Raw genomic sequence first — 25598 nt, 5'->3', positions numbered from 1 at the left:
TGTGTTACCATTTATACGGAGGGTTTCCAAAGTGAGAAAATTTTCATTATTAAAGAGATGCCTCGCTTGTGTTATAACAGCTGTGCTTTGCATGGGACTTTTCTCCTATACATCGCAAAACAGCGAAAACAATATCACCGTAAGTGCAGAGAGTGAAGAAAAGAAACAAAATGAGGAGAATATCTCCAACACTCAGAAAACACTTGATGAACTTTTGAAAAAGCAAAAGGATCTCGACGGTCAGATCAATGCTACACAGGGCGACATCAGCAAAGAAGAAGAAAATCAGAAGGCTATTCAGGCTCAGATCGAAACGGTGCAGAAAACGATCCTTGCACTGGAAGCCTCTATAAAAGAGCTGAACGATCAGATCTCCAGTTTGCAGACAGATATTAACGCCAGCGAGCTGAAGATCCTTGAAAAGCGAAAAGAGATCGACCAGGGTACTGAAGATTTCAAAAAGAGACTTCGTGCTCTTTACATAGTCGGCGACAGCTCATATTCCAGCATGATCGCAGGAGCTACGGATTTTTACGATATGCTCATGAAAGTGGAGCTGGTAAAGAGAGTTGCAAACCACGATAACAAGATGATAGACAATCTTATCTCCCTTAAAGCTCAGTATGAGGAGGATAAGAAGATCCTTGAACAGAAGAAAACCGACCTGGAAGGTAAAAAAAGCAAGCTGGTTTCTCAGCAGAAGGATCTTACTGCACAGGTCGACAAGCTCCAGGATCTTATGAATAAGAGCAAGGCACTTGTCGAAGAGCTTGAAAAGAGAAAAGCTGCTTACGAGGCTAACAAGAAAACCATTGACGCCGAGCAGGACAAGTTTGAAGCTGAGATGCAGAAGCTGCTTACAGAGCGTAAAGAGATCGCTGCCAAGGAAGAGGCAGAGCGTATCAGAAAAGAGCAGGAAGAGGCTGCAAGAAGAGCTGCCGAAGCTGCTGCCGCAGCAGAAAGAGCAAGACAGGCTGCCATAGCCGCACAGCAACAGCAGCAACAACAGCAACAGCAGGGCGGAAGCAGCAGCGGAGGAAGCACAACACCTTCCTACACAGAGCCTACATACAGACCCGGCGGATCAGGAAAGCTTGCATGGCCGGTACCGGGATATTACGCTATCTCCTATGGATACGGCTACAGAAATGCCGGTTCTATCACAGGTTTCCACAAGGGCATAGATATCAGCTCATGGGGGATCATGGGACAGAATATTACGGCAGCTGCTGCCGGAACAGTTATCCGTGTTGAAAACGACTGCAAACACAATTACGCTAAGAACGGTTCCTGCGGCTGCGGCGGCGGATACGGACGCTACTGTATCATTGACCACGGAAACGGAATTTGGACACTTTACGGTCACGCAACCAACATAAGCGTTTTACCAAACCAGCACGTTGAGGCAGGTCAGGTGCTTGGTCAGGTGGGTACCACAGGTTGGTCAACAGGTCCTCACCTCCACTTTGAAGTGCGTATCAACGGTTCTGCTGTCAATCCGATAGGATATCTGTGATAAATACGGACATATTCAACTGCGGGGATGATATCCTCGCAGTTTTTTTCTTGATTTGACAGAGCAAAAGTGGTATAATAATACTGTAATATTATTTTATGTTTGGAGGACTGAAATGAGCAACGAAAAAAGAACAATGAAACGAAACGAAATTGATGAAAAATACAAATGGGCTATCAACGATATTTATGCCACAGATGAAAAATGGTATGAGGATCTTGAAAAACTTAAGGGATACACCAAAAAAATACCCTCTTACAAGGGAAAGCTCTCACAAAGTGCGGATCTTCTATATGAGTATTTCCGGATGAGCGACCAAATATCGCTTCTATGCGATAGTCTGATAAACTATGCCCAGAGAAAAAGCGACGAGGATACCACGGTGGCAAAGTACCAGAACATGACGGGGCAGATCACAAACGTAATGATGTATATCAACTCCGCAGGCAGCTTTGAGACTCCTGAGATCATTGCCATTGAGCAGACAAGGCTGGAGGAAATGTTCAGGCAGAAACCCGAGCTTGAGCTTTATCGCCGGGAGCTTGAGTTAATAAGGAGCAAAAAGGACCATGTGCTTTCCGAAGCTGAGGAAAAGATAATCGCTCTGACCTCGGAAATGGGTGAATCTGCCGAAAACATCTATTCAATGTTCTCCGATGCAGACCTTAAATTCCCGGATGCTGTGGACAAGGACGGCAAGTCGCACCAGGTCACTCACTCCACCTATATCCCCTTGGTGCAGTCAAGCGACAGAGTGCTGAGAAAATCGGCTTTTGAGTCTATGTACTCCACCTACGACAGCTTCAAAAACACCTGCGCTGCCACTCTTGGCGCACAGATAAAAACCGTTAATTTCTACTCCAAGGCAAGAAACTACAAGGACAGCCTTGAGGCTTCCCTTTCCGACAACGAGATACCCACACAGGTCTACCACAATCTGATAAGTGCAGTTCACGACAATTTGCACTATATGTACGACTATGTTGCGCTGCGCAAAAAGCTGCTGTGCGTTGACGAGCTCCATTTCTACGACCTTTACACCCCGGTTGTCAGCGACTTTGACATACAGATAAACTTTGAGCAGGCAAAGGAGACTGTGCTCAAGGCTCTGGAGCCTATGGGTGAGGACTACCTGAAAATAATCAGGGAAGGATTTGACAACCGCTGGATAGATGTTTATGAAAACCAGGGCAAAACCAGCGGAGCATACTCCGCAGGTGCACGGGTACATCCTTATGTTCTTTTGAACCACAAGGACACCCTCAACTGTATGTTCACCCTTATCCATGAAATGGGGCACGCTGTACACTCCTACCTTTCAAACAAAAATCAGCCCGTTTGTTACAGCGACTACTCAATTTTTGTGGCAGAGGTCGCTTCCACCTGCAACGAGGCTCTGCTTATGAGATACCTTCTTAAAAACGCTGCGGATAAAAAAGAAAAGGCTTATCTTATCAATTACTTCCTTGAAATGTTCCGCACTACACTTTACAGACAAACAATGTTTGCAGAGTTCGAGCTGAAAATAAACGAGCTTGTGGCTCAGGGAGAAAGCCTTACTGCGCAAACTCTCAACGAGATGTATCTTGACCTTAACAAGCTCTATTTCGGTGACGGAATTGTTCCGGACAGGCAGATAAGCCTTGAATGGGCAAGGATACCGCATTTTTACTACGATTACTATGTATATCAGTACGCAACGGGTATCGCTGCGGCGATCGCACTTTCCTCACGGATACTTTCACAGGGAGAAAGCGCAGTAAAAGACTATATCGGTTTCCTTTCAGGCGGCTGCTCAAAGGACCCAATCTCACTGCTGCGAGGTGCAGGTGTTGATATGGCAACGCCAAAGCCAATAAACGATGCGCTGAAGGTATTTGGTGACCTTATAAAGGAAATGGACGAACTGTACAGTTAAAAAAGACAAAAGAGCTTTGCACAGCAAAAGGCGGTGCAGAGCTCTTTTTTTACACACAAACGATCATAGCGGAAATAAGCTACAATTTATCGTGAAAGTGTAGCTTATACATCACGGCAGTCAAAACCTGTAGCTTTAACTACATCCGGGGGGATAATTGAATATTGAATCATCGTAAAAACCATGCTATCATATAGACAGTTCAAGAGATAACGAAACCTTATGAAAAAGGAGACATAAATATGAAAAACACAAACACTACAAAGAAGAGAAAGAACATTAAAGCTACTATCGGAGCAATTGCAGCAGCATTCGCAGTAATAACCACAGTAACAATTTTCACTGTATCAGCTGCACCTGAAACTGCTAAAACAACCAAGCAGACCACTGTCACCGCAACGGCTGTTCCAAGCCAGAAAAAGGTAAGCGAAAACGTTAAGTCTTCTGCTGAGGCAAAGGACGCACAAAACAATCAGCAGCCACAGATGTTCGGCTTCAACTTTGAAGCTGTAAAGGCAAACGCAAATCTTGACCAGACTACTGAAAAGCATCCGGGTGAGTGCGGGTACAACTACGTTAACGAAAACGGCAAGCACCCCGGCGAATCCGGGTACAATTACTATGCTAACGAGAACGTTAAGCATCCCGGCGAGTGTGGCTACAATTACTATATTAACGAAGCTGTCTGAGAACTGGCTGATACTAAATAAAATAAACACAGAGCTTTGTACCAAAGAGGCGGTGCAAAGCTCTTTTGTTATTCAATGCTTTACCGCAAAACATAAAAATAAAGGCTGCCGCAATAAGCAACAGCCTTTTTTCTTACATATATTTACTGTGCAAGTTCCAGAGGTTTTCTTGTTATCTCCGGCTCTGCATCATCGGTAACGCAATCAGCGTTGATCTTTATTGCCACGATGCTTTCGTCGCTGGGCGCGTCATACATAAGTTTTGTAAGTATTCTCTCCACAATGGCACGCAGACCTCTTGCGCCTGTTTTTTGTGCGATAGTCTTTTTCGCTATCTCCCTCATAGCGTCGTCGGTGATGGTAAAGTCGATGCCGTCGAGCTTGAACAGCTTGGTGTACTGCTTGATAAGGGAGTTTTTCGGCTCGGTGAGTATCCTGCAAAGGGCATCTTCATCAAGCTCGTCAAGAACTGTTATGACAGGCAGTCTTCCCACAAGTTCAGGAACAAGTCCGTACTTTACAAGGTCATGAGGAAGCACCTTTTTCATTATGTTTCTTTCCTCGCCCTTTTTCTTCACATTGCTGCCAAAGCCCATCGACGAAGAATCTGTCCTTTTCTCGATAAGCTTTTCAAGTCCGTCAAACGCACCGCCGCAGATAAACAGAATATTCTTGGTATCCACCTGGATAAACTCCTGGTGGGGATGCTTTCTTCCGCCCTGTGGTGGGACATTTGAAACGGTACCCTCAACTATTTTCAGAAGTGCCTGCTGAACGCCCTCGCCGCTTACGTCACGGGTAATAGAGGTGTTCTCAGACTTTCTTGAAATCTTATCTATCTCGTCGATATATATTATTCCCTGCTGTGCAGCCTCAACATTGTAATCCGCTGCCTGGATAAGCCTTGTAAGCACGTTTTCAACGTCATCGCCCACATAGCCTGCTTCGGTAAGCGTTGTTGCATCCGCAATGGCAAAAGGCACATTCAGCAGTCTTGCGAGTGTCTGTGCAAGAAGTGTTTTACCTGTACCGGTAGGTCCAAGAAGCAGAACATTGCTCTTTTGGATCTCAACGTCGTCATCATCAGCAGCAAGGGACATGATCCTCTTATAGTGGTTATACACCGCAACAGAAAGAGCGATCTTTGCCTCGTCCTGTCCGATAACATACTGATCCAGCACAGCCTTGATCTGGGAAGGCTTTTTAAGGTCTATAAGACCAAACCTTTCATTTGCGCCGCCTTTTTTGTTTTTACCCTTAGGTGAAGGCAGTCCGTTCTGCTCGGCAAGCAGATCATAGCAATAAAGCACACATTCATCACAAATATGGGTATTGCCTGCGGAGAACATACTTGTCACCCTGTTTTCGGGTTTTCCGCAGAAACAGCATTTTTTGGGTTCGTTAGCCATTTAGATCAACCTTTCAAATAATCGGTCAGAATACTATTCTCTGTTGGTTATAACTTTATCGATAAGTCCGTACTCCATAGCCTGCTGTGCAGTCATATAGTTATCACGCTCGGTATCGGTATTTATCTGCTCGATGGGCTTTCCGGTATTCTCGGCAAGTATCCTGTTGAGCTTTTCTCTGGTAGCGACCATGTGATCCGAATGGATCTTTATATCAGTGCACTGACCTGAAAGTCCGCCGCCGGCGATAAGCGGCTGGTGGATGAGTATTTCGCTGTTTGGCAGAGCAAATCTCTTGCCCTTAGCACCGCTTGAAAGCAGGAATGAACCCATAGATGCAGCCATTCCTATACATATCGTGGAAACGTCGCACTTGATATACTGCATTGTATCATAAATAGCCATGCCTGCGGTAATAACTCCCCCGGGGCTGTTTATATAAAGGTCTATATCCTTCTCCGGGTCCTGACCCTCAAGATAAAGCAGCTGTGCAATAACAACGCTTGCCACCTGGTCATCTATCTGGTCGCAAAGCATTATTATACGGTCGTTCAGTAGCCTTGAATAGATATCATAGCTTCTTTCTCCACGGCTGGTCTGTTCAACAACATAAGGTATCAATGCCATATTATATGCCTCCCTGCGGCGTATCTCACGCCTTTGTTTGTATATTATGTACCCCCGTCATATAAGGCGGGGGACATTTATGTATATTACTTGATCACTGCGTTATCCTTAACCAGATCCACAGCCTTGCCGACTGCGATATCCTTCTTTACATTCTCCTCAGTGATATACTGCTTTACCTGGTCAACTGTCATCTTGTACTGGTCAGCGATCTTCTGGATCTCCTGTGCAGCTTCATCATCGGTAACCTCAATATTCTCAAGCTCTGCGATCTTCTCAAGAGCCAGTCTGAGTTTTACCTGCTTTTCAGCCTGATCCTGATAAGCCTTCTTTACCTGGTCAACAGTCTGACCGGTATACTGGCAGTAAAGCTCAAGAGTGATGCCCTGAGGTGCAAGTCTCTGCTCAAGCTCCATCATCATCTCATTTACTCTGTTATCAAACATGACCTGTGGGATCTCAGCGGTCATGTTCTCAACTACCTTATCAAGGATAGCTGCCTCAACGTCTGCATTTGCGTGCTCTTCAGCGTGCTCCTCAAGCTTCTTTCTTACGTCAGCCTTATACTCCTCAACAGTATCGAACTCAGTAGCATCCTTTACCATATCGTCGTCAAGCTCAGGTACTTCCTTCTTGGAAATGCTCTTGAGCTTTATCTTGAACACTACAGGTGCGCCCTTAAGATCCTCGACCTGATAGTCCTCGGGGAATGTAACATTGATTTCAAACTCCTCACCGATATTATGACCTGCTACCTGGTCCTCAAAGCCGGGGATAAACTGTCCGCTGCCAAGGTTAAGAGTAAAGTCCTCAGCCTTTCCGCCTTCAAATGCAGTACCGTCCTTGAAGCCTTCAAAGTCGATAACAACATCGTCGCCCATCTCAGCAGCTCTGTCGTCGATAGTTACCATTCTGGAGTTTCTGTCTCTGAGAGCATCGACCTGTCTTTCAACGTCCTCATCGCTTACAGTCTTGACCTCTTTTGTAACTTCTATACCCTTATAGTCTTTTATTTCAACCTCAGGCTTTGTGAAAACAGTAACCTTCATAGTCACGCCCTCAGCCTTGGAAACGCTTGTTACCTCTACCTCGGGTCTTGATACTACCTCAAGTCCGGACTCCTTTACAGCGTCGTCAACTGCTGCGGGATAAGCGATATTTACTGCGCTCTCGAAGAAAAACTCCTCGCCGAATTCTCTTTCGATAAGCTTTCTGGGTGCCTTACCCTTACGGAAGCCGGGAAGCTGTATCTTTCCCTTTTCTCTCTGATAAGCCTGCTGTACGGATTTTTCAAAATCCTCAGCGCTTATTGCGACCTCAAGCTCATACTTATTGGTCTCAACATTATTTGTAGACTTTAAACTCATTTTAAATTCCTCCAATAATATAAATATATCCTATTCATTATATCATAAAGCCGCTGCTTTTTCCAGCGTTTTAATAATATTTGTCGTTTTGCACAATTTTAGTTATATCCAGTGGGTCAAAATGCAAAAAATCAGCGGAAACAAGCTGATATGTCACCCCGTCACGTGTACCGTTTATGGCAAAGGCGTGGGTATTACCGTGGAGGTGTCCGTAAAAGCAATGCTTTATCTCATACTTATGCAGCACATCAAGTATCTCATAATTGCAGCTGCTGCCGTAAAGGGGCGGATAATGGAGAAAAACCACCGGTTTAAGACCTGCTTTCAGGGCAGTTTGCACAGACATTTCAAGCCTTAGCGCTTCCCTTGCGATAACCTTTGCATCGGCAGTCTCGGTATTGTCGTTGACCCAGCCCCTTGTACCGCAGACCGCTGTTTTACCCAAAGGATAGCAGTCATTCTGAACAAGGTGCAGGCTGTCAAAGCCATTTTCCTTCCAGAAGCTCTCCACCTTGCTGCGTGTACTCCACCAAAGGTCATGGTTGCCTTTTATAAATACTTTGGTGCCATTTAGCTTATGGATAAACTCAAAATCCTTATACGTTTCCTCCAGTTTAAGCGCCCATGATATGTCACCGGGAACTATTACCGTATCGCCGGGTTTAACCTTTTTCTGCCAGTTTTCCTCTAAACGCTTAACATAGTTATCCCAGCCGCCGAAGATATCCATAGGCTTATTGACCCCAAGGGGAAGATGAAGATCGGCTATCGCATAAACGCTCATAAATTAAAAACCCTTCTGAGTAATAAACAAACAAAAACTTCACATACTAATCTTACGGCTACTGCCGAAAAAGGAGCGACAACTCAATGGAAAACAAAAACAGACACGGCATAAGCTGCGACGTAGGCAGCTGTGTTTTCAACAAAAACGAATGTGAATGCACAGCCGACAGCATCAGCGTTTGCTGCACTTGTTCCGACCCGGAATGCTGCGACGAGACTCAGTGCAAGACCTTCAAGGCAAAAGAGCACTGATGATTCACAGCTAAACACTACCGCCTGAGCGATGTCAGGCGGTACATAATTCAAATTCAGATGCCAAGGGTCTCAAATACAAAGTCCTTCATCTCGGACTTATCTATCACCTTATCAAAGCGCACGCTCTTTGTTTTAAGGGCTGCCAAAGAATCAGGTACAGGCAGCTTTGAGCACTGTGCCAGCTCGTCAACAAGGTCAAACTCGTCCATATCTGTGCCCTTTCCGATAGCGGAAAGAACAGAGCCCGAGAACTTATACGGGCTTGCAGTGGAAGCGATAACGGTCTTTGTTGTATCCCCTGTCGCCTTGACGTAGTCCTCATAGACCTTGACTGCAACGGCAGTATGAGTATCGCAGGTATAGGAGAACTTATCGTAATATTCCTTTATCGTAGCTTTTGTCTGCTCGTCGTCGCAGCAGCCTGCATAGAACTCGTCAAACAAAGCCTTTTTAACGCTTTCGGTGACCTCATATCTGCCCGTCTGTGCCAATGCGCCGAACCACTCTCTTATCTGGGCGTCGTTTTCGCCGCACAGCAGATAAAGCAGTCTTTCCAGATTGGAAGAAATGAGTATATCCATTGAGGGAGAGATAGTTGCGTGGAACTGTCTGTTTCTGTCGTAAACGCCTGTGGTGAGGAAATCTGTCAGCACGTTGTTAGCGTTTGAGGCACAGATAAGCTTATTTACGGGCACGCCCATATGCTTAGCATAGTAAGCAGCAAGGATATTGCCGAAGTTACCTGTGGGCACAACGATATTTATCTTTTCGCCCTCGTCTATCTGTCCGTCTGCAAGCAGCTGAGCATAGCAGGAAACATAGTAAACTATCTGCGGGGAGAGTCTGCCCCAGTTTATGGAGTTTGCTGAGGAGAACATAAATCCGTTCTTATCAAGCTGCTGCTTTATCTCGTCATTTGTAAAGATAGCTTTTACGCCGTTCTGTGCGTCGTCAAAGTTACCCTTGATAGCGCAAACACCAACGTTGCTGCCTTCCTGTGTGGTCATCTGTTTTTTTTGCATAGCGGAAACGCCGTTATCGGGATAGAACACAAGGATAGATGTGCCCTCAACGTCTTTGAAGCCTTCAAGTGCAGCCTTTCCTGTATCGCCTGATGTGGCAACAAGGATAACCACCTTTTTTTCAAGATTTATCTTCTTTGTGGCAGTTGTGAGAAGGTAAGGCAGTATCTGAAGTGCCATATCCTTAAAAGCGCAGGTGGGACCGTGCCACAGCTCCAGCATATACGTGCCGTCAAAGAGATGTGCCAGCTCTGCAATATTGTCGCTGTCAAAGCTTTTGGTGTTGTATGCACCTTCTACACAGTAGGTTATCTCGTCCTCAGAGTAGTCGGTAAGAAACTTTGAGAACACGAAAACCGCTCTCTCCCGATAATCCATACCACCAAGCTTCTTTATATCCTCCATGGTTATTGAGGGTATCTCGCTTGGAACAAAAAGTCCTCCGTCAACGGAAATGCCCTGTGCTATTGCCTGGGCGGAGGATACATTCACCGATGAATCTCTTGTGCTTTTGTAATACATAACGATACGACCTTTCCTTACTATTTGCTGCTATCAAAGGCACTTACATAATATTTCAGGTGCCTGACCGCATTATCACAGACCGTTACCACAGCCACATCAAAGCGGCAGTTCTCACAGTCATTCATAACTTCATCTATATATCTTTGCGCTGCGGCGATAATATGCTTTTTCTTGGCAGGTGTAATTGCCTGCTCCCCTTCTTGGAGAGGATCCTGCCTGCGTGTCTTGACCTCCACAAAGGCTATGGTCCCGTCCTTTGAAGCGATAATATCTATTTCTCCTCCTCGGACGGTATAGTTCCTGTCAAGTATTTTATAGCCGTTGCGGACAAGAAAATCCACCGTTGCCTGCTCGCCGATATTACCTGTTTTCCTGCTGTTTTTCTGATAATTTTGCATAATACTTTTTCAAAAAGCTCTGTCTGTGTACAGGGCTTGCCCCGTACTTATCGATCATCTCATAATGCAGCTTTGTTCCGTAGCCCTTATGCTTTTCAAACTGCCATTGTGGGTACTGCTTTGCCACTTCAAGCATATATCTGTCCCTTGCTACCTTAGCCAGAATAGATGCCGCAGCTATACACTGTGATTTGCCGTCGCCGCCAACTATCGCCTCGGTCACGGTGTCAAGCTGTGGTGTTTTATTGCCGTCTATAAGGCATATATCCGGCTTCACCGGCAGATCCTCCACCGCTCTTTTCATGGCAAGCATTGCACAGTTAAGGATATTTATACTTTCTATCTCCTCAACGCTTGCGGTCTTTATCGACCAGTACAGTGCCTTTTGCTTTATCTCGTCAAAAAGCTTTTCACGTTTTTTCTCGCTGAGCTTTTTGCTGTCGTTTATACCATCGATCACCGTATCCTTATCAAAGACAACTGCTGCAGCGAAAACATCGCCTGCCAGAGGTCCTCTGCCCGCTTCGTCGCAGCCGCAGACGATATTATACTTTTCCCTGTACCTGCTGTCAAAATCTGCAAGAGTCATTACTTCACTTCCTAATCCGGGGCTGTTCAAGAGTCATTCTGCCTATTTTTCCGCTGCGGTACTCGTCGAGAACAGTATTTGCTGCTCTTTCGGTATTTATCTCACCGCCGGAAACAAGAAAGCCTCTTTTTCTGCCTATCCTTTCAAGTATCTCATAGCCGACCACACAGCCTGCTGTCTCGTCGTCACATGGCGGGATATCACCGGTCGTTATGCCGTATCTGGCTTCAAGCAGCTCGTTATAATTATCTTTTAAAAATTCAAGCAGGCGGCAGGCAAGAAATTCCGTATCAAGTATCCGGTCCTTTACAGCACCGGTAAACGCCAGTCTTTCCCCCACCAGCTTATCCTCAAACTTAGGCCAAAGCACACCGGGCATATCCAGCAGCTCAAACCCCTCATCAAGGCTCACCCACTGTTTACCCCTGGTGACTCCGGGTCTGTCCTCCACCTTAGCGGTTTTTGCACCTGCAAGGCGGTTTATAAACGAGGATTTCCCCACGTTTGGTATACCCACTATCATTATCCTTATAGGTCTGCCTGTCATTCCTTTGGCTTCCCATCTGGAAATATCCTCTTTCAGCAGCTCTTTAAGCTCGCTGTAAAATCTGTTTACGTTGCGTCCGCTGCGGCAGTCGGTAGCAATAGCTCTCACGCCCTGTTTCTTATAATACTCTATCCAGCGGTCGGTCATGTTTGCATCGGCAGAATCCGCTTTATTAAGCAGCACGAGTCTTGGCTTTGCTCCCACTATCTTTTTTATCTCGGGATTTCTGCTGGAATAGGGTATCCTTGCGTCGGTGATCTCAACCACAGCGTCAACAAGCTTCATGTTTGATGCCATTATACGCCGTGTTTTCGCCATATGACCCGGGAACCACTGCACATGGGTGGCTTCGCTCATAAAATCACCTCTGCTTTTTGATAAAACTACTTGACTCTGCCCAATTTATTGAATGGATAAAGCCTGAAAACCACATGACCAAGCACGTCACTATTATTTATAAAGCCTATGGTACGGCTGTCAGTGGAATTGTTCCTGTTATCGCCCATAATAAAGCACTGTCCTTGCGGGACCTTGTATTCATAGACATTTCTGTCCGTCTGGTAAGTGTTGTCAAACAGGCTTTTGTTTATCATTGTGGAAGCGATATGCTCGTTGCTTATCTCTTCACCGTTCACATACACCTTGTTCACGTTGTAATCTATCTTGACCGTATCACCCTCTATTCCCACAACACGCTTGATTATCGTCTTATCCAGCACGGTGCTGTTTACGACCACCACATCGTCACGGGCAGGGGTATAGTTAAGATGGGTAATAATAAGTCTGTCCTTATCCTCAAGGGTATTATTCATTGAAGGACCGTCCACTGTTACGATACGCAGGAAGAAGATAAAGATAAGGATTATGACGAACAGGGCAAAAATAAAGGATTCCACCCAGTCAAGAATCTCATCAAACAGATTTATTTCCTCTTTTTCTTTCAGATCGTCGGGAGCAGCCTCACTTGCCAGCTTTATATCGTCGGGATCGGGCTGTAAAAGCTTTTTTTCATTTTTCATATTCTGACCTCTGACATTTTTGGTTTAACATTTCTACAACTAAGTATTATATCAAAATCCGCCGCAAATTACAAGTGTTTTACATAAAAAATCATATGTAATACACGTTTTTTTAACACACCTCGGGAGCTTTTGTACAAAAAAAGAGCGTGGCAGTCCTTCCACGCTCAGAAAATGATAAAACAAATGCCGCTGACCGGACTTGAACCGGTACGGTATCACTACCGAGGGATTTTAAGTCCCTTGTGTCTGCCTATTCCACCACAGCGGCTAACTTAAATATTATACAACCAAACGGCGCAAATGTCAAGGGAGCTTTTCCTCGCTGCTGCAGTTGACAGCCTTGAACTCGGCCGGGGAAATACCCTCATGTTTTTTGAACACGCTGCAGAAATAGCTGCAATCGTTATAGCCCACAAGCTGCGAAACTTCGTTTACGCTGTATTCCTCCTGGATAAGCATAAGCTTTGCCTGCTGGATACGTTTTCTTGCCAGATACTCAAATGGGCGCATCTTATAACACTCCTTGAAAAGCTTGCAAAGATACTGTGGAGAGATATCTATCATTGCGGAAAGCTTATCTAGTGTCATATCGCTTGGGTAGTTATCCTCCATATACTGTATGACAGGGGCAAGCTGGTTATACTTCTGCCCGTCGGAATTACTGCCCTTTATGTTAATATCCCTGTGCAGCTGCATGAGCAGGTCATAAGCCAGCGCAGAGCTTTCCCACGGCAGGACGCTCCCCTCCTGTCTGCAAAGGTTAAAAATATCCAGGAATTTTCTTGTAAACTTATCCCCATCGGCGAGAGTCTCACACCTGACCTTAGACAGCTTCAATGCTTCAAGCAGGGCTTCGATTCCGCTGCCGTCAAGGTCGATGGTAAACAGCTGCCACTGATCCTGCAGTGGGACAAGCTCATGGGCAGTGCCCTTGGGGATAAACATTATTGTTCCGCCGCTCAGATTATATTTCTTATTCTCTGTAATAACTTTTCCCTCGCCCTTTATACAATGCAGCAGCTGATGAAATCCATAGGCATTATTTCTCTTAACAGGATTTTCCGGCTGTCTGATACCTATACCGCACACATACACGGGAAGCTCGCTGATATCGTTATGGGAAGGGTAGAAATATGAAGTCATTTCATTACCTCGGTATTCGTTTAATATTTTTGCATAGTGCAATAGTTATGATAGCACATCCAAGCGGATTTGTCAACCGTTAAAATGCTTTTATCTAAAGAAAATCAGTATAAAAAACAAAGCTGCGGAAGGTCTTTGCAACCAGCCGCAGCTTTTAAGCTCAATAGGTTAATTTACTCATACAGAGGATACTTTTTGCATATCTCTCCAACGCCCTCACGGATCTTATCGGCGTTATTCTCAAAGTCGGAAGCTGTGAGATAGATAAACTCGGCGATCTTCTCCATATCCTCTTCAACAAGACCTCTTGTTGTAACGGCAGGAGTACCGATCCTTACGCCGCTGGTAACGAACGGGCTCTGTGGGTCATTGGGGATCGCATTCTTGTTAACTGTGATATATACCTCGTCCAGCTTCTTTTCAAGCTCTTTACCTGTAATACTGAACGGCTGGAGGTCAACAAGCATAAGGTGGTTGTCTGTACCGCCGGAAACAAGGTTGAAGCCTCTCTTGAGCAGTCCCTTTGCAAGGGCATCTGCATTGGCAACGACCTGCTTTCCGTAAGCCTTGAACTCAGGAGAAAGTGCCTCACCCAGGCAGACAGCCTTACCTGCGATAACGTGCATAAGCGGACCGCCCTGTGTACCCGGGAAGATAGCCTTGTTGAACTTCTTGGCAAGCTCCTCGCTGTTGGTGAGGATCATACCGCCTCTTGGTCCTCTCAGAGTCTTGTGGGTGGTGGTTGTAACAACGTCTGCATAAGGCAGCGGAGACGGATGCATTCCTGTAGCTACCAGACCGGCGATATGCGCCATATCGACCATAAAGTAAGCTCCAACTTCCTTGGCAACATTGGATATTCTCTCAAAGTCTATAACTCTTGGATAAGCAGAAGCACCTGCAACGATAAGCTTAGGCTTATTCTCTCTTGCAAGCTTTTCAAGGTTATCATAATCGATAAAGCCGTCGTCTGTAAGTCCATAAGGAATGAAATTATAATTTTTTCCGCTCATATTAACGGGAGAACCATGGGTAAGGTGTCCGCCTGCATCAAGGCTCATACCCATAATAGTATCGCCTACATCGCAAAGAGCAAAATAAACCGCCATATTAGCCTGTGCACCGGAGTGAGGCTGAACGTTGGCAAACTTGCAGTCAAACAGCTTGCAGGCTCTTTCTATTGCAATATTCTCAACAATATCGACGCACTCGCATCCGCCGTAGTATCTCTTTGAAGGATAGCCCTCGGCATACTTATTGGTAAGTGCGCTTCCCATTGCAGCCATTACAGCCGGCGATACGATATTCTCGCTGGCGATAAGCTCAAGATTTCTTTTCTGTCTTGCAAGCTCAAGACCCATTGCTTTTCCGACTTCAGGGTCAAAGCCTTCTACAAATCCGATAGTGTCAAGAATTTTCATTTTAACAATACTCCTTTACTATTTCATGTCAAAAAACGACCTTAATTATTATAAACCATTTTTTTATAAATGGCAATATCTTTTTTCGATTTTTAACGATTTTTTCTTATCCTGCCCTTATTATGATAAACAAATTATAAAATCTCCTGTCAGGGGTTGCAAAAAAACAAAAAAAATGTTATAATAAATATTCAGAACTCTATTGCAAAGGTGGGATCGACATGCCTATCAAGATACCTAACGATCTTCCTGCGTTCCAGACGCTGGAGGACGAAAATATATTTGTTATCGGCAACGAGCGTGCTCTGCATCAGGATATCCGTGCGCTGAAGATCGCCATTGTAAATCTCATGCCCGACAAGATATCCACGGAGACCCAGCTTCTGCGCCTTTTGAGCAACACTCCCCTTCACGTGGACATTGACCTTGTGCAGATGAACCACGTTTCCAAGAACACGTCACAGGAGCATATGCTTGCCTTTTACAAGGGCTTTGACGAGGTAAGGGAAAACCGCTACGACGGACTTATCATTACAGGTGCCCCGGTGGAGCTTATGGATTTTGAACAGGTGGACTACTGGGATGAGCTTTGCGAGGTTTTTGAATGGTCAAAAACCAATGTTTTTTCCACGATACACATCTGCTGGGGAGCCCAGGCGGGGCTTTATTACCACTACGGCATACCCAAGTATCAGCTTGAAAGCAAGATGTTCGGTGATTTCAGGCACCGCAATCTAAAGCGCAAGCACCCGATCTTAAAGGGTTTTGGTGACACATTCCACTGTCCTCATTCAAGGCACACCGAGGTCCGCAGGTCAGATATCGAAAAGGTGGACGATCTTGTTATCCTTACCGAGTCCAAGGAGGCAGGTCTGCATATGCTTGCTGACCTGTCCGAAAGGAATTACTACATTTTCGGGCACTGGGAGTATGACCGTGACACGCTTGCAAAGGAGTATTTCCGTGATCTGGACAGAAAGCTGAAGATAGATATGCCCAAGCATTACTTCCCGGGCGACGATGTTACAAAGACGCCGAATTTCGACTGGGCGTGCTCGGCAAATCTTGCCTACGCAAACTGGCTCAACTACTGCGTTTATCAGAAAACGCCTTATGATCTTTTGGAGCTGGAAAAGTACAAATGATATCAACATATCGGCATAAACAAAGAACTGTACAGTAAAATGTACAGTTCTTTTTATTTTTGGTATTATTCTACGGAGATGTAGTAGTAATAAACAGGCTGTCCGCCGTTTATCAGATTTACATCTATGTTTGAATACTTTGCGCTTACCTGCTTATACAGAGCCTCGGCAGCCTCATCGGTTACATCGGCACCGTAAAGAATGGTGATAAATGTGGAATCGCCCTTTACAAGCTTCTTTGTAAGCTTATAAGCAGCCTTTGCAAGATCCTTTTCAACAAAGGCAAGCTTACCGTTTTCCATACACAGCATTTCACCCTTCTTTATGGAATGACCTTCAAAGTCGCTGTCTCTTGCGGCAAAGGTAACGGAACCCGTGGAAACTCTTTCAAGAGCATCGGTCATTTCCTTGCGGTTGGTCTTGAAATCCGCATCGGGGTCAAACGCAAGCATAGCAGACATACCCTGTGGGATAGTTCTTGTCTGGAGCACGCATACTTTTCTGTCGGCAAGCTTTACAGCCTGCTCGGCAGCCATGATTATATTCTTATTATTGGGCAGCACAAACACTGTTTCTGCCGGGCAGGACATAATAGCAGCCAGAATATCCTCGGTGGATGGATTCATTGTCTGTCCGCCCTTAACTATGCAGTCAACTCCCACGTCACGGAACATTGCCTCGATACCGTTTCCGGCAGCCACGGCAACAAAACCAAATTTCTTTTCAGGCTTTGCAGGGACAAACTGCTGTTTTACCTCCTGCTGTTTTGCCTCATGCTGGAGCTTCATGTTCTCTATCTTCGGCAGATTGATATAACCAAATTCAAGTCCCTTCTGGATAGCCTTACCCGGGTCATTGGTATGGACATGGACCTTGATTATCTCATTGTCATCAACCACTACAACGCAGTCACCGATAGTTTCAAGGTATGCACGGAGCTTTGATGGGTCGGCACAGTCATGCTTTTTGGTGATAAGCATTTCGGTGCAGTATGTAAAGGTTATCTCGCTTTCGTACTCACCTACTGCTGTTGAGAAGTTTTCAACGGTGATCTTTTTCTTCTCCGCCTTTTCGGGCTGAACGATCTCGCCGCCGTCAAATACGTCTCTTATCGCTTCAAAGATTATAAGCAGTCCCATTCCGCCTGCGTCCACAACGCCTGCTTTTGCAAGTGCAGGAAGCAGGTTGGGTGTATTGTCAAGGGACACCTTTGCCTGTTCGCAGATCTCATGCATTACAGTGCATGGGTCGTTTGTAGACTTTACAACCTCTCTTGCCTTTTCGGCAGACTCTCTGACCACCGTAAGGATAGTACCCTCGGTAGGCTTCATAACAGACTTATAAGCACCTTTTACACCATGCTCAAGGCTGACTACAAGGTCCTCAGCAGACATTTCCTTCTTGCCTGCAAGACCTTTTGAAAAGCCTCTGAAAACAAGGGAAAGGATAACTCCCGAGTTTCCTCTTGCGCCCCTGAGAAGTGCAGAAGCCATCGTTTTTGCAACAACAGAACACTCAACATCGTCCTTCATCAGCTTCAGCTCTGCAAGGGCATTGCCGATAGTCATAGACATATTCGTTCCGGTATCTCCGTCCGGTACAGGGAACACGTTAAGCTCGTCCACAGATTTCTTTTTATTTGCTATACTGTGTGCAGCGCTAATAAAAGCGTCACGAAGCATACGTCCTTCAATCACAGTCATTTCCTCCAGTCATCAGTTGATCATTTCATCGATAAACACATTCACAGACTTTACGTCCACGCCCGCTTGGTCGTTAAGGACATAAGTGACCTTATGAATGATACTTTCAACGATAGCACCAACATTTATTCCATAATTTACTGTAATATGCAGATCCACTATGAGCTGTTCTCCGTCCTGACGGATTATAACGCCCTTTGTGGTATTATCTTTTTTAAGTACCTTTCTCATGCCCTGCTTTGCGCCATAGACATTAAGCCCTGCAACGCCGAAGCAATTTTCTGCCGTATAGGAAATTAGCTGTCTGAGATAAGAGGTGGAAATACCTATCGTACCCAGATGATTCTTATACTTTATCATGATACCACTCCTTTACACGCAATAAAAATGATAATATGACCAGGCAGACCTTGTCTCATAGATTATACCACAATCATCACATTTTTTCAAGTACCTATACAAAGTTTTTACAATATGGAAAACATCGGCGTTTCCTAATTATCCTTATCCTGCACGGTGGAAGCTATGCTTACGGCGTAAACTCTTTGTGCGCCCATTTGTTTAAGGCAGGCGGCGCAGGCATTAAGCGTAGCTCCGGTGGTATAGATATCGTCGCAAAGGATGATCGTTCTGCCGCTTATATCTCTTTGCTTATTACCCGGGGCAAAGCTTTTCTCTGCATTTTCAAGCCTTTTCGCAGCGTTTAGTCTATGGTGTTCTGTCAGGTTGTCGGAATGTACGAGCAGGTCGTTATAAAAAGGCTTGTCCAGCTCCTTTGCAACGCAGCGTGCTATCAGCTGTGCATGGTTATACCCTCGCCTGCGGCGTTTTTTCCTGCTCATCGGGACACAGCACACGGCATCTGCGTCACGGCTTATTCCCTGCTCTTCAAGATTCTTACCAAGCTCCTTGCCACAGTAAATGGCAAAGTTTATGCCGCCGCTGTATTTCAGCGCATAGATTGCTTCCCTGCACTTGCCTGAATACTCGTAAAGGCAAACTGCCCTGTCAAATTTCAATGCGGAATGGTCGGCACAAGGTCTTTTTCCGCAAATCGGGCAGACATCAAGGGAAACAAGCTTCTTCCGGCAGCTGCCGCACATAAGCTTATCCCATGTCAACAGCTTTCCGCAGCCGGGACAGCGGTTTGGCAGAAATATATCCGTCAGATACATTCTGAGTTTACACAGATCCAACTTCATCATCCTCCGCCACATTTTCGATCAGCATATTTTTAAGTGCGGTATACCGCAGATTTCTTCTGTCGTTGGTTATCATATAGTCAACACGTTTGCTTGAGCCCACGATTATCATAAGCTTTTTGGCTCTTGTTACTGCCGTATACAGCAGATTACGATAATAAAGTCTGTCGTAGCCTCCGAAGACAGTCATGATAACCGCTTCAAACTCGCTTCCCTGGCTTTTGTGCACGGTAATGGCATAGGCAAGCTCCAGATTTTCCAGCATGGGTAGGGTATACACCGCAACTCTGCCTTCAAAATCTATAACGGCGGTTTTCAGGATACTGTTGACGCTCTGTATTATCCCAATATCGCCGTTGAAGATGCCTGCTCCTTTTTCAAAGCTCTCATCGTCTATCTGTTTTTTCCAGGGTATCTCATAGTCATTTTTGGTCTGCATGACCTTATCCCCTGCACGGTATGTATAAACGGGAGTCTTTATCTCGCTTTTGCCTGCCATTTTCGGATTAAGCTCTCGCTGCATTATCTTATTAAGCTCCACGGTCCCCGACGGGCCCTGGCGAGTGGGAGAAATGACCTGTATATCGGTCATAGGCGATAGTCCGTAGGCATCGGGCAGCCTTTTTTTACAAAGGGATACCACAAGCTCCTGCAAGGCTGGATATTCAAGTCTTTGGAAAAAGAAAAAATCCTTATCCTTAACGGTATAGTCGATGGGCTGACCGTTGACTATCTTATGGGCATTCATAACAATGTCGGAGCTTTGGGACTGGCGGAATATCTCTTTGAGCTTGACCACGGAAAGGGCGCCGCTGTCGATAATATCCTTCAGAACGTTGCCTGCGCCCACCGAGGGGAGCTGGTCACTGTCTCCTACCAGCACCAGCTTACAGGTGACGCTGACGGCACGAAGCACCGCCTCAAACAACAAAGAATCCACCATAGACATCTCGTCGATTATCAATGCGTCGCAGTCAAGGGGGTCATTCTCGTCGTGCTTGAAACGCAGGGTATCCCCTGCTGTAAACTCCACTTCCAGCAGTCTGTGGATAGTTTTTGCCTCAAATCCTGTCAGGTCGGAGATACGCTTGGCAGCTCTGCCTGTGGGGGCACATATCATAACGTTCATTCCCTGCTGCTGATAAAGGGATATTATTGCATTGAGCGTGGTGGTCTTACCGGTCCCGGGACCGCCTGTGAGCACGAGAAATCCCTTTGACAGGGCAAGGTTTATGGCTTTGCGCTGTATCGACTCGTACTTGATATTGTTATTCTCCTCCTCAAGGTCTATCACGGCAGAGAAGTCTATTTTATTATCATATGTAAGCTGACGCATAACGCACAGTCTTCTGGCGATATAGTCCTCCGCCTTATAATACTCACGGAGCATTATAAACGGGCGGTCTTTTTTATAATACTTAAAAAGATTTTCGTCCTCAAGCTCATGCTCGATCACCTCGCTGAGCTGTTGGTCGGTCACGCCAAGAAAGCCTGCGGCAAGCTTGGTAAGTCTGTCAAGGGGCAGGCAGGTATGCCCCGAGGCAGCATTTTCCCCAAGTACAAACTCTATACCTGCTTTTATCCTATGCTTGCTGTCGTGGGGCATCTGCATATCAGCTGCCATTTCATCAGCTTTGGAAAAAGGCAGATCCACCCCATAGGAACACAGCAGATACGGATTTTTCTTTATCATATCAAGCACAGGGTCTCCCCAGCGTTTCCATGCTTTCACGCCGTAGGAAACTGCCACACCCATCTGACTCAGGTAACTCATAAGGGAACGCACCGCAAAAGTGGAACGAAAATCATCGGATATCTTTTTTGCCTTGCGCTTAGTTATACCCTCAATAGCGGTAAGCTTTTCCGGCTCGTTCTCGATAACATCCAAGGTCTGTTCTCCGAAGGCTTTGACAAGTTTTTTGGCTATAACAGGACCTATCCCCGATATTGCTCCGCTGGAGAGATATTTTAGTATTGAATCGGAGCTTTGGGGCAAAGTCCGTTCAAACATCACCGTTTTGAACTGCTCGCCGTATTTTGCATGGTCGGTAAACTCCCCTGTAAGGGTAAGCTCCTCCCCCTCCTCAACGTCTCCAAGCTCGCCTACCACGGTAACAAGGTTATTGTTGCTGTTGAGCATGAAAACGCAGAAGCCCGTATCTTCACTTTTGAAAACTATGCTGTCTACCTCGCCGGTTATTGTCTCATAATCATGCCGGATCTCACGGGTCATGGCTTTTCACGCTCCTTTCTTTACTGTTTCAGATATTCCTCAAAATGTTCCATATAAACACAATGTACTATGCTGTACTTCTCAGCCAGCTGCAGCGCACGCCTTTCCCCCTTGCTCCCCCGGCGGGTAAGTATAATTATGTCCCTTGCTCTGTCGGGGTTTGAGAAGACTTCCTCCCAATAGGCGCTTTTAACCGTCATTTCCAAGTCGTTTGTTTCATCAAAGCATGGCACGAGCACATAGCTTCGCACTTTTGCTCTGCGCTTTTCTACCCTTAACGCTCTCAGGCAGAAGGAAACGATTAACCCTGCTGCAATGGTGACTGTAATTATGACGCTTAAAAACATATACCCACCCCCATTTTCGGCAAACAGACAGAAAGTCTGTTTTTTGCATTATATGCTGCCACAGCAATAAGGGTGAACAAACAAGCGGACAGCATAAACTGTCCGCCTTTGGTTTATTGAAGATTACTCTGCGTTTTTCTTTGCCTCTATGTCTGCAAGAGCGTCTTTTCTTGAAAGATTGATCCTGCCCTGGTCATCTATCTCCATGACCTTGACAACAACCTCATCGCCTACGGAAACTACATCTTCGACCTTGCCGACTCTCTGCTTGTCCAGCTTGGAGATATGAACAAGTCCTTCCTTGCCCGGAGCGATCTCAACAAAAGCTCCGAAGTTCATCAGTCTTGTTACCTTACCTCTGTATATAGCTCCTATCTCAGGGTCATTTCCTATTGTATTGATAATAGAAATAGCCTGCTCTGCCTTTGCAAGGTCAAGACCGGAAACAAATACATTTCCGTCCTCGCTGATGTCGATCTTAACGTCACACTCTGCACTGATCTTCTGGATAACCTTTCCGCCGGAGCCGATGACCTCACGGATCTTGTCAACGGGAACCTTTGTGGTAAGCATCTTGGGTGCCCACTTGCTTACCGTAGGTCTTACCTCAGGGATAGCCTTGAGCATTATCTCGTCAAGGATATAGTTTCTTGCCTTATGTGTCTTTTCAAATGCGCTTGCGATGATGTCATAGGTAAGTCCGTCTACCTTGATGTCTACCTGGATAGCAGTGATACCGTTCTTTGTACCGCCTACCTTAAAGTCCATATCGCCGTAGAAGTCCTCAAGGCCCTGGATATCCACCATTGTCATCCAGCTTCCGTCTTCCTTGGTGATAAGTCCACATGAGATACCTGCAACGGGAGCCTTGATCGGAACACCAGCGTCCATAAGAGCAAGTGTCGAGCCGCAGATAGAGCCCTGTGATGTGGAGCCGTTGGAGGAAAGGACCTCTGATACGCAGCGTATAGCATACGGGAAATCCTCAACTGAAGGGATAACAGGAACGAGTGCTCTCTCGGCAAGTGCTCCGTGACCGATCTCACGTCTTCCGGGTCCTCTTGAAGGCTTTGTCTCGCCTACGGAATAGGACGGGAAGTTGTACTGGTGCATATATCTCTTGCTGGTCTCCTCGTCAAGACCGTCAAGCTTCTGTGCGTCGGAAACAGGACCGAGTGTAGCGATAGTCATTACCTGAGTCTGACCTCTTGTGAAGATACCTGAACCGTGAACTCTCGGCAGAACGCCAACCTCAGCAGCAAGAGGTCTGATCTCGTCGATGCCTCTGCCGTCAACACGTTTGCCGTTATACAGCCACTCTCTTACGATAGTCTTTTGTGCTTTATACATTACCTCACCGATGATATCGGGGAGATTCTCATACTCCTCGGAGAACTCTTCAAGGATAGCGTCCTGGATAGGAAGAAGTCTTGCATCTCTTACGTTCTTATCATCTGTATCAAGTGCCTCTTTAAGCTTATCGCCAAACTGATCCATGATCTTGTCCATCATATCGTGGTCAAGCTCCATAGACTCAAATTCAAACTTAGGCTTACCGATCTGCTTCTGGATATCTGCGATAAAGGCAACCATATTCTTTATCTCGGCATGACCGAACTTGATAGCCTCAAGCATAAGGTCATCGGGGATCTCGTTTGCGCCTGCCTCGATCATTACAACCTTTTCAGCTGAGCCTGCAACCGTAAGGTTAAGGTCGTTGTGTGCTCTCTGCTCCAGTGTAGGATTGAGTACCAGCTGACCGTCAACGTAGCCCACATTGATAGATGCAACAGGTCCGTTCCATGGGATATCGGAAATGGAGATAGCGATAGAAGCAGCTATCATACCAGCGATCTCGGGAGAGTTATCCGGGTCAACGGAAAGAACGGTGATTACAACGGTCACGTCGTTTCTCATATCCTTGGGGAAAAGGGGTCTGATAGGTCTGTCAACGCATCTTGATGCAAGGATAGCCTTATCGGAAGCCTTGCCCTCTCTCTTTGTGAAAGAGCCGGGGATCTTACCGACGGAATACATTTTCTCCTCAAAGTCAACAGAAAGCGGGAAAAAGTCAACGCCCTCCCTTGGCTTTGCAGAAGCAGTCACGTTAGCCATTACAACGGTTTCGCCGTATCTTACCCAGCACGAGCCGTTTGCCAGTCCGCAGGTCTTTCCTGTTTCTACTTTAACAGGTCTGCCGGCATAGGTAGTTTCAAAAGTTCTGAAATTCTCAAACATTTTTCTTCCTCCAAATTTAATTATTTATTTGGTGAAAGCATTAGCAATAAACACAGCTCACACCCTGTATAAGCTCTGTTTAATGCTAATACGCCTGCACCAAACATTGTTCGTTTTTTGTGTATGATACACCAAAAGGCAGTGACAATAAATTGCCTCTGCCTTAATGGATGATCACAAAAATTACTTACGGATACCCAGCTTCTCGATGGTAGCTCTGTATCTGTTTATGTCCTTCTTCTTCAGGTAGTTGAGAAGATTTCTTCTCTTACCGATCATCTTGAACAGACCGCTTCTGGAGTGGTTGTCCTTCTTATGTGTTTTCAGATGCTCGGTCAGGTCGGAGATCCTTCTTGTAAGGATAGCGATCTGTACCTCAGGAGATCCTGTGTCGTTGTCGTGAGTCTTGTTAGCCTCGATAACGGCTGTCTTTTCGTCTTTTCTCAGCATTTTTTTGTACCTCTTTCAAATAATATTTCCGCTGTCGAAGGATATGGCAGGTAGCTTTCCCCGTTGGGGCTTTACCCATACTCTGCGGCAGGGATACGCTGTCAACACAGCACTGTTAATTATACATTATTAACAGGGCTTTGTAAAGGGCGTTCACAAAAAATTTACACTTGGCGACCCGCTGTATTACTTAACTCCGTGGTGTTCTTTTCCTGCGGTAAGGGTGTTTTTCATAAGCATAGCGATAGTCATAGGTCCTACGCCGCCGGGAACGGGAGTTATGAAGCTTGCCTTATCCTTCACGCTTTCAAAGTCAACATCGCCGCAAAGCTTACCGTTTTCGTCCCTGTTCATTCCCACATCGATGACTACTGCGCCTTGCTTGACATAGTCGGCGGTTATCATTTTAGCTCTGCCCACGGCTGCAACCAGTATATCCGCTCTGCTTGCCACCTTAGCCAGATCCTTTGTCTTTGAATGGCAGATAGTAACTGTACCGCTCTGGTGGAGCAAAAGCATAGCCTGGGGCTTGCCCACGATATTGCTTCTTCCGATCACGACGCACTCCTTGCCTGCTATCTCGGTACCTGTGGATTTGATAAGCTCCATAACGCCTGCGGGTGTACACGGCAGGAAGCTGTAATCGCCTATCATGATCTTGCCCACGTTTACCGGGTGGAAAGCATCCACGTCCTTATCGGGGCGGATATTATTGATGATGATCTTATCGTCAAGGTGCTTGGGCAGCGGAAGCTGTACCAGTATACCGTCTACCTTATCTTCCTTATTGAGCTTATCCACAAGCTCAAGCAGCTCCTGTTCAGTAGTCTCCTCGGGCAGCGCATACTTATAGGAATTGAAGCCCACAGTTTCGCAAGCCTTTTCCTTATTTCTCACATAGACCTGGGATGCGGGGTCGTTTCCCACGATCACCACTGCAAGACCAATCTCTATACCCTGCTGTTTAAGCTTCTCGGTCTCAAGTCTTATCTCCTCCTTGACCTGTGCAGAAACAGCTTTTCCGTCAATTATCTGTGACATTTCAA

General features: G+C 45.9%; 24 protein-coding genes and 1 tRNA gene. 5 read left to right on the top strand and 20 right to left on the bottom strand.

Features of this window, described 5'->3' with window-relative positions; translation table 11 throughout:
* The first annotated feature begins 31 nt into the window (after positions 1-31).
* From T494_RS14255 to T494_RS0100365, 3 genes are all read left to right on the top strand, one after another.
* Positions 32-1516 carry a M23 family metallopeptidase gene (locus T494_RS14255; protein WP_037343498.1) on the top strand — a complete coding sequence of 495 codons (1485 nt, stop codon included), beginning with the start codon at positions 32-34 and terminating at the stop codon, positions 1514-1516.
* A 115-nt stretch (positions 1517-1631) separates the two neighbouring features.
* Positions 1632-3434, top strand: coding sequence for an oligoendopeptidase F (pepF, locus tag T494_RS0100370; RefSeq protein WP_028504593.1), 1803 nt, complete (start codon positions 1632-1634; stop codon positions 3432-3434).
* A gap of 242 nt (positions 3435-3676) precedes the next feature.
* A complete protein-coding gene (locus tag T494_RS0100365; RefSeq protein ID WP_028504592.1) occupies positions 3677-4123 on the top strand; it encodes a hypothetical protein in 447 nt (148 codons plus the stop codon).
* 143 nt (positions 4124-4266) lie between these two features.
* Here the strand turns inward: T494_RS0100365 and clpX are convergent, their stop codons facing one another.
* The 4 genes from clpX to T494_RS0100345 form a co-directional block, all read right to left on the bottom strand.
* Positions 4267-5532 (bottom strand): ATP-dependent Clp protease ATP-binding subunit ClpX, encoded by a 1266-nt coding sequence (clpX, locus tag T494_RS0100360; protein WP_028504591.1) that lies wholly within the window; start codon positions 5530-5532, stop codon positions 4267-4269.
* A gap of 33 nt (positions 5533-5565) precedes the next feature.
* Positions 5566-6159, bottom strand: a complete 594-nt coding sequence (clpP, locus tag T494_RS0100355; RefSeq protein WP_028504590.1) for an ATP-dependent Clp endopeptidase proteolytic subunit ClpP — start codon at positions 6157-6159, stop codon at positions 5566-5568.
* Between the two features lie 86 nt (positions 6160-6245).
* Entirely contained in the window at positions 6246-7526 is a 1281-nt protein-coding gene (gene tig, locus T494_RS0100350) for a trigger factor (protein WP_028504589.1), read from the bottom strand.
* A 70-nt stretch (positions 7527-7596) separates the two neighbouring features.
* Positions 7597-8310, bottom strand: a complete 714-nt coding sequence (locus T494_RS0100345) for a metallophosphoesterase (protein WP_028504588.1) — start codon at positions 8308-8310, stop codon at positions 7597-7599.
* A gap of 86 nt (positions 8311-8396) precedes the next feature.
* Between T494_RS0100345 and T494_RS13565 the strand changes: the two genes are divergently transcribed.
* Positions 8397-8564 carry a DUF1540 domain-containing protein gene (locus T494_RS13565; RefSeq protein WP_081777168.1) on the top strand — a complete coding sequence of 56 codons (168 nt, stop codon included), beginning with the start codon at positions 8397-8399 and terminating at the stop codon, positions 8562-8564.
* A 56-nt stretch (positions 8565-8620) separates the two neighbouring features.
* Here the strand turns inward: T494_RS13565 and thrC are convergent, their stop codons facing one another.
* The 8 genes from thrC to glyA all read right to left on the bottom strand — a co-directional run bounded on the left by thrC (position 8621) and on the right by glyA (position 15234).
* The gene (gene thrC, locus T494_RS0100335) at positions 8621-10111 is read right to left on the bottom strand and encodes a threonine synthase (protein WP_028504587.1); all 1491 of its coding nucleotides are present in this window, start codon (positions 10109-10111) and stop codon (positions 8621-8623) included.
* Between the two features lie 20 nt (positions 10112-10131).
* On the bottom strand, positions 10132-10512 hold the full coding sequence (locus tag T494_RS0100330) for a YraN family protein (protein ID WP_028504586.1): 381 nt from the start codon (positions 10510-10512) through the stop codon (positions 10132-10134).
* Positions 10475-11101: a ribonuclease HII gene (gene rnhB, locus T494_RS0100325; protein ID WP_037343495.1), complete on the bottom strand. Its 627-nt coding sequence runs from the start codon at positions 11099-11101 to the stop codon at positions 10475-10477. Before rnhB ends, T494_RS0100330 begins: the two co-directional genes overlap by 38 nt.
* Positions 11102-11105: 4 nt before the next feature.
* Positions 11106-12005: a ribosome biogenesis GTPase YlqF gene (gene ylqF / locus T494_RS0100320; protein WP_028504584.1), complete on the bottom strand. Its 900-nt coding sequence runs from the start codon at positions 12003-12005 to the stop codon at positions 11106-11108.
* Positions 12006-12031: 26 nt separating this feature from the next.
* The gene (lepB, locus tag T494_RS0100315; protein ID WP_028504583.1) at positions 12032-12667 is read right to left on the bottom strand and encodes a signal peptidase I; all 636 of its coding nucleotides are present in this window, start codon (positions 12665-12667) and stop codon (positions 12032-12034) included.
* Positions 12668-12854: 187 nt separating this feature from the next.
* Positions 12855-12938, bottom strand: a tRNA-Leu gene (locus T494_RS0100310).
* A 35-nt stretch (positions 12939-12973) separates the two neighbouring features.
* Entirely contained in the window at positions 12974-13813 is an 840-nt protein-coding gene (locus T494_RS0100305; protein ID WP_028504582.1) for a helix-turn-helix domain-containing protein, read from the bottom strand.
* A gap of 173 nt (positions 13814-13986) precedes the next feature.
* Complete coding sequence (gene glyA, locus T494_RS0100300) at positions 13987-15234, bottom strand: serine hydroxymethyltransferase (protein WP_028504581.1); 1248 nt, start codon at positions 15232-15234, stop codon at positions 13987-13989.
* 221 nt (positions 15235-15455) lie between these two features.
* Between glyA and metA the strand changes: the two genes are divergently transcribed.
* A complete protein-coding gene (gene metA / locus T494_RS0100295) occupies positions 15456-16379 on the top strand; it encodes a homoserine O-succinyltransferase (RefSeq protein WP_028504580.1) in 924 nt (307 codons plus the stop codon).
* Positions 16380-16444: 65 nt separating this feature from the next.
* Here the strand turns inward: metA and T494_RS0100290 are convergent, their stop codons facing one another.
* The 8 genes from T494_RS0100290 to folD all read right to left on the bottom strand — a co-directional run bounded on the left by T494_RS0100290 (position 16445) and on the right by folD (position 25593).
* Positions 16445-18076 carry a DAK2 domain-containing protein gene (locus T494_RS0100290; RefSeq protein ID WP_028504579.1) on the bottom strand — a complete coding sequence of 544 codons (1632 nt, stop codon included), beginning with the start codon at positions 18074-18076 and terminating at the stop codon, positions 16445-16447.
* An 18-nt stretch (positions 18077-18094) separates the two neighbouring features.
* On the bottom strand, positions 18095-18442 hold the full coding sequence (locus T494_RS0100285; RefSeq protein WP_028504578.1) for an Asp23/Gls24 family envelope stress response protein: 348 nt from the start codon (positions 18440-18442) through the stop codon (positions 18095-18097).
* Between the two features lie 134 nt (positions 18443-18576).
* Entirely contained in the window at positions 18577-19278 is a 702-nt protein-coding gene (locus tag T494_RS0100280) for a double zinc ribbon domain-containing protein (RefSeq protein ID WP_051539796.1), read from the bottom strand.
* On the bottom strand, positions 19265-21517 hold the full coding sequence (locus tag T494_RS11765; RefSeq protein ID WP_037343493.1) for an ATP-dependent RecD-like DNA helicase: 2253 nt from the start codon (positions 21515-21517) through the stop codon (positions 19265-19267). The genes T494_RS0100280 and T494_RS11765 overlap by 14 nt, the downstream gene beginning before the upstream one ends.
* Positions 21518-21537: 20 nt before the next feature.
* Complete coding sequence (locus T494_RS0100270; RefSeq protein WP_028504576.1) at positions 21538-21864, bottom strand: hypothetical protein; 327 nt, start codon at positions 21862-21864, stop codon at positions 21538-21540.
* Positions 21865-21987: 123 nt separating this feature from the next.
* Positions 21988-24102, bottom strand: a complete 2115-nt coding sequence (locus T494_RS0100260) for a polyribonucleotide nucleotidyltransferase (protein ID WP_028504575.1) — start codon at positions 24100-24102, stop codon at positions 21988-21990.
* A 183-nt stretch (positions 24103-24285) separates the two neighbouring features.
* Positions 24286-24552 carry a 30S ribosomal protein S15 gene (rpsO, locus tag T494_RS0100255; RefSeq protein WP_028504574.1) on the bottom strand — a complete coding sequence of 89 codons (267 nt, stop codon included), beginning with the start codon at positions 24550-24552 and terminating at the stop codon, positions 24286-24288.
* 186 nt (positions 24553-24738) lie between these two features.
* Entirely contained in the window at positions 24739-25593 is an 855-nt protein-coding gene (gene folD, locus T494_RS0100250) for a bifunctional methylenetetrahydrofolate dehydrogenase/methenyltetrahydrofolate cyclohydrolase FolD (RefSeq protein WP_028504573.1), read from the bottom strand.
* Between the last annotated feature and the right edge of the window lie 5 nt (positions 25594-25598).

The organism is Ruminococcus sp. FC2018 (assembly GCF_000621805.1).
Classification (GTDB): domain Bacteria; phylum Bacillota; class Clostridia; order Oscillospirales; family Ruminococcaceae; genus Hominimerdicola.
The sequence above is the reverse complement of the archived record's forward strand: the minus strand, read 5'-3'. Positions and strand labels throughout refer to the sequence as shown.

Excerpts from the sequence above, each read along its gene's own strand:
- pepF (WP_028504593.1), top strand. The coding sequence starts at position 1,632 with ATGAGCAACGAAAAAAGAACAATGAAACGAAACGAAATTGATGAAAAA.
- T494_RS0100365 (WP_028504592.1), top strand. The coding sequence starts at position 3,677 with ATGAAAAACACAAACACTACAAAGAAGAGAAAGAACATTAAAGCTACT.
- clpX (WP_028504591.1), bottom strand. The coding sequence starts at position 5,532 with ATGGCTAACGAACCCAAAAAATGCTGTTTCTGCGGAAAACCCGAAAAC.
- clpP (WP_028504590.1), bottom strand. The coding sequence starts at position 6,159 with ATGGCATTGATACCTTATGTTGTTGAACAGACCAGCCGTGGAGAAAGA.
- tig (WP_028504589.1), bottom strand. The coding sequence starts at position 7,526 with ATGAGTTTAAAGTCTACAAATAATGTTGAGACCAATAAGTATGAGCTT.
- T494_RS0100345 (WP_028504588.1), bottom strand. The coding sequence starts at position 8,310 with ATGAGCGTTTATGCGATAGCCGATCTTCATCTTCCCCTTGGGGTCAAT.
- T494_RS13565 (WP_081777168.1), top strand. The coding sequence starts at position 8,397 with ATGGAAAACAAAAACAGACACGGCATAAGCTGCGACGTAGGCAGCTGT.
- thrC (WP_028504587.1), bottom strand. The coding sequence starts at position 10,111 with ATGTATTACAAAAGCACAAGAGATTCATCGGTGAATGTATCCTCCGCC.
- T494_RS0100330 (WP_028504586.1), bottom strand. The coding sequence starts at position 10,512 with ATGCAAAATTATCAGAAAAACAGCAGGAAAACAGGTAATATCGGCGAG.
- rnhB (WP_037343495.1), bottom strand. The coding sequence starts at position 11,101 with ATGACTCTTGCAGATTTTGACAGCAGGTACAGGGAAAAGTATAATATC.
- ylqF (WP_028504584.1), bottom strand. The coding sequence starts at position 12,005 with ATGAGCGAAGCCACCCATGTGCAGTGGTTCCCGGGTCATATGGCGAAA.
- lepB (WP_028504583.1), bottom strand. The coding sequence starts at position 12,667 with ATGAAAAATGAAAAAAAGCTTTTACAGCCCGATCCCGACGATATAAAG.
- T494_RS0100305 (WP_028504582.1), bottom strand. The coding sequence starts at position 13,813 with ATGACTTCATATTTCTACCCTTCCCATAACGATATCAGCGAGCTTCCC.
- glyA (WP_028504581.1), bottom strand. The coding sequence starts at position 15,234 with ATGAAAATTCTTGACACTATCGGATTTGTAGAAGGCTTTGACCCTGAA.
- metA (WP_028504580.1), top strand. The coding sequence starts at position 15,456 with ATGCCTATCAAGATACCTAACGATCTTCCTGCGTTCCAGACGCTGGAG.
- T494_RS0100285 (WP_028504578.1), bottom strand. The coding sequence starts at position 18,442 with ATGATAAAGTATAAGAATCATCTGGGTACGATAGGTATTTCCACCTCT.
- T494_RS11765 (WP_037343493.1), bottom strand. The coding sequence starts at position 21,517 with ATGACCCGTGAGATCCGGCATGATTATGAGACAATAACCGGCGAGGTA.
- T494_RS0100270 (WP_028504576.1), bottom strand. The coding sequence starts at position 21,864 with ATGTTTTTAAGCGTCATAATTACAGTCACCATTGCAGCAGGGTTAATC.
- T494_RS0100260 (WP_028504575.1), bottom strand. The coding sequence starts at position 24,102 with ATGTTTGAGAATTTCAGAACTTTTGAAACTACCTATGCCGGCAGACCT.
- rpsO (WP_028504574.1), bottom strand. The coding sequence starts at position 24,552 with ATGCTGAGAAAAGACGAAAAGACAGCCGTTATCGAGGCTAACAAGACT.
- folD (WP_028504573.1), bottom strand. The coding sequence starts at position 25,593 with ATGTCACAGATAATTGACGGAAAAGCTGTTTCTGCACAGGTCAAGGAG.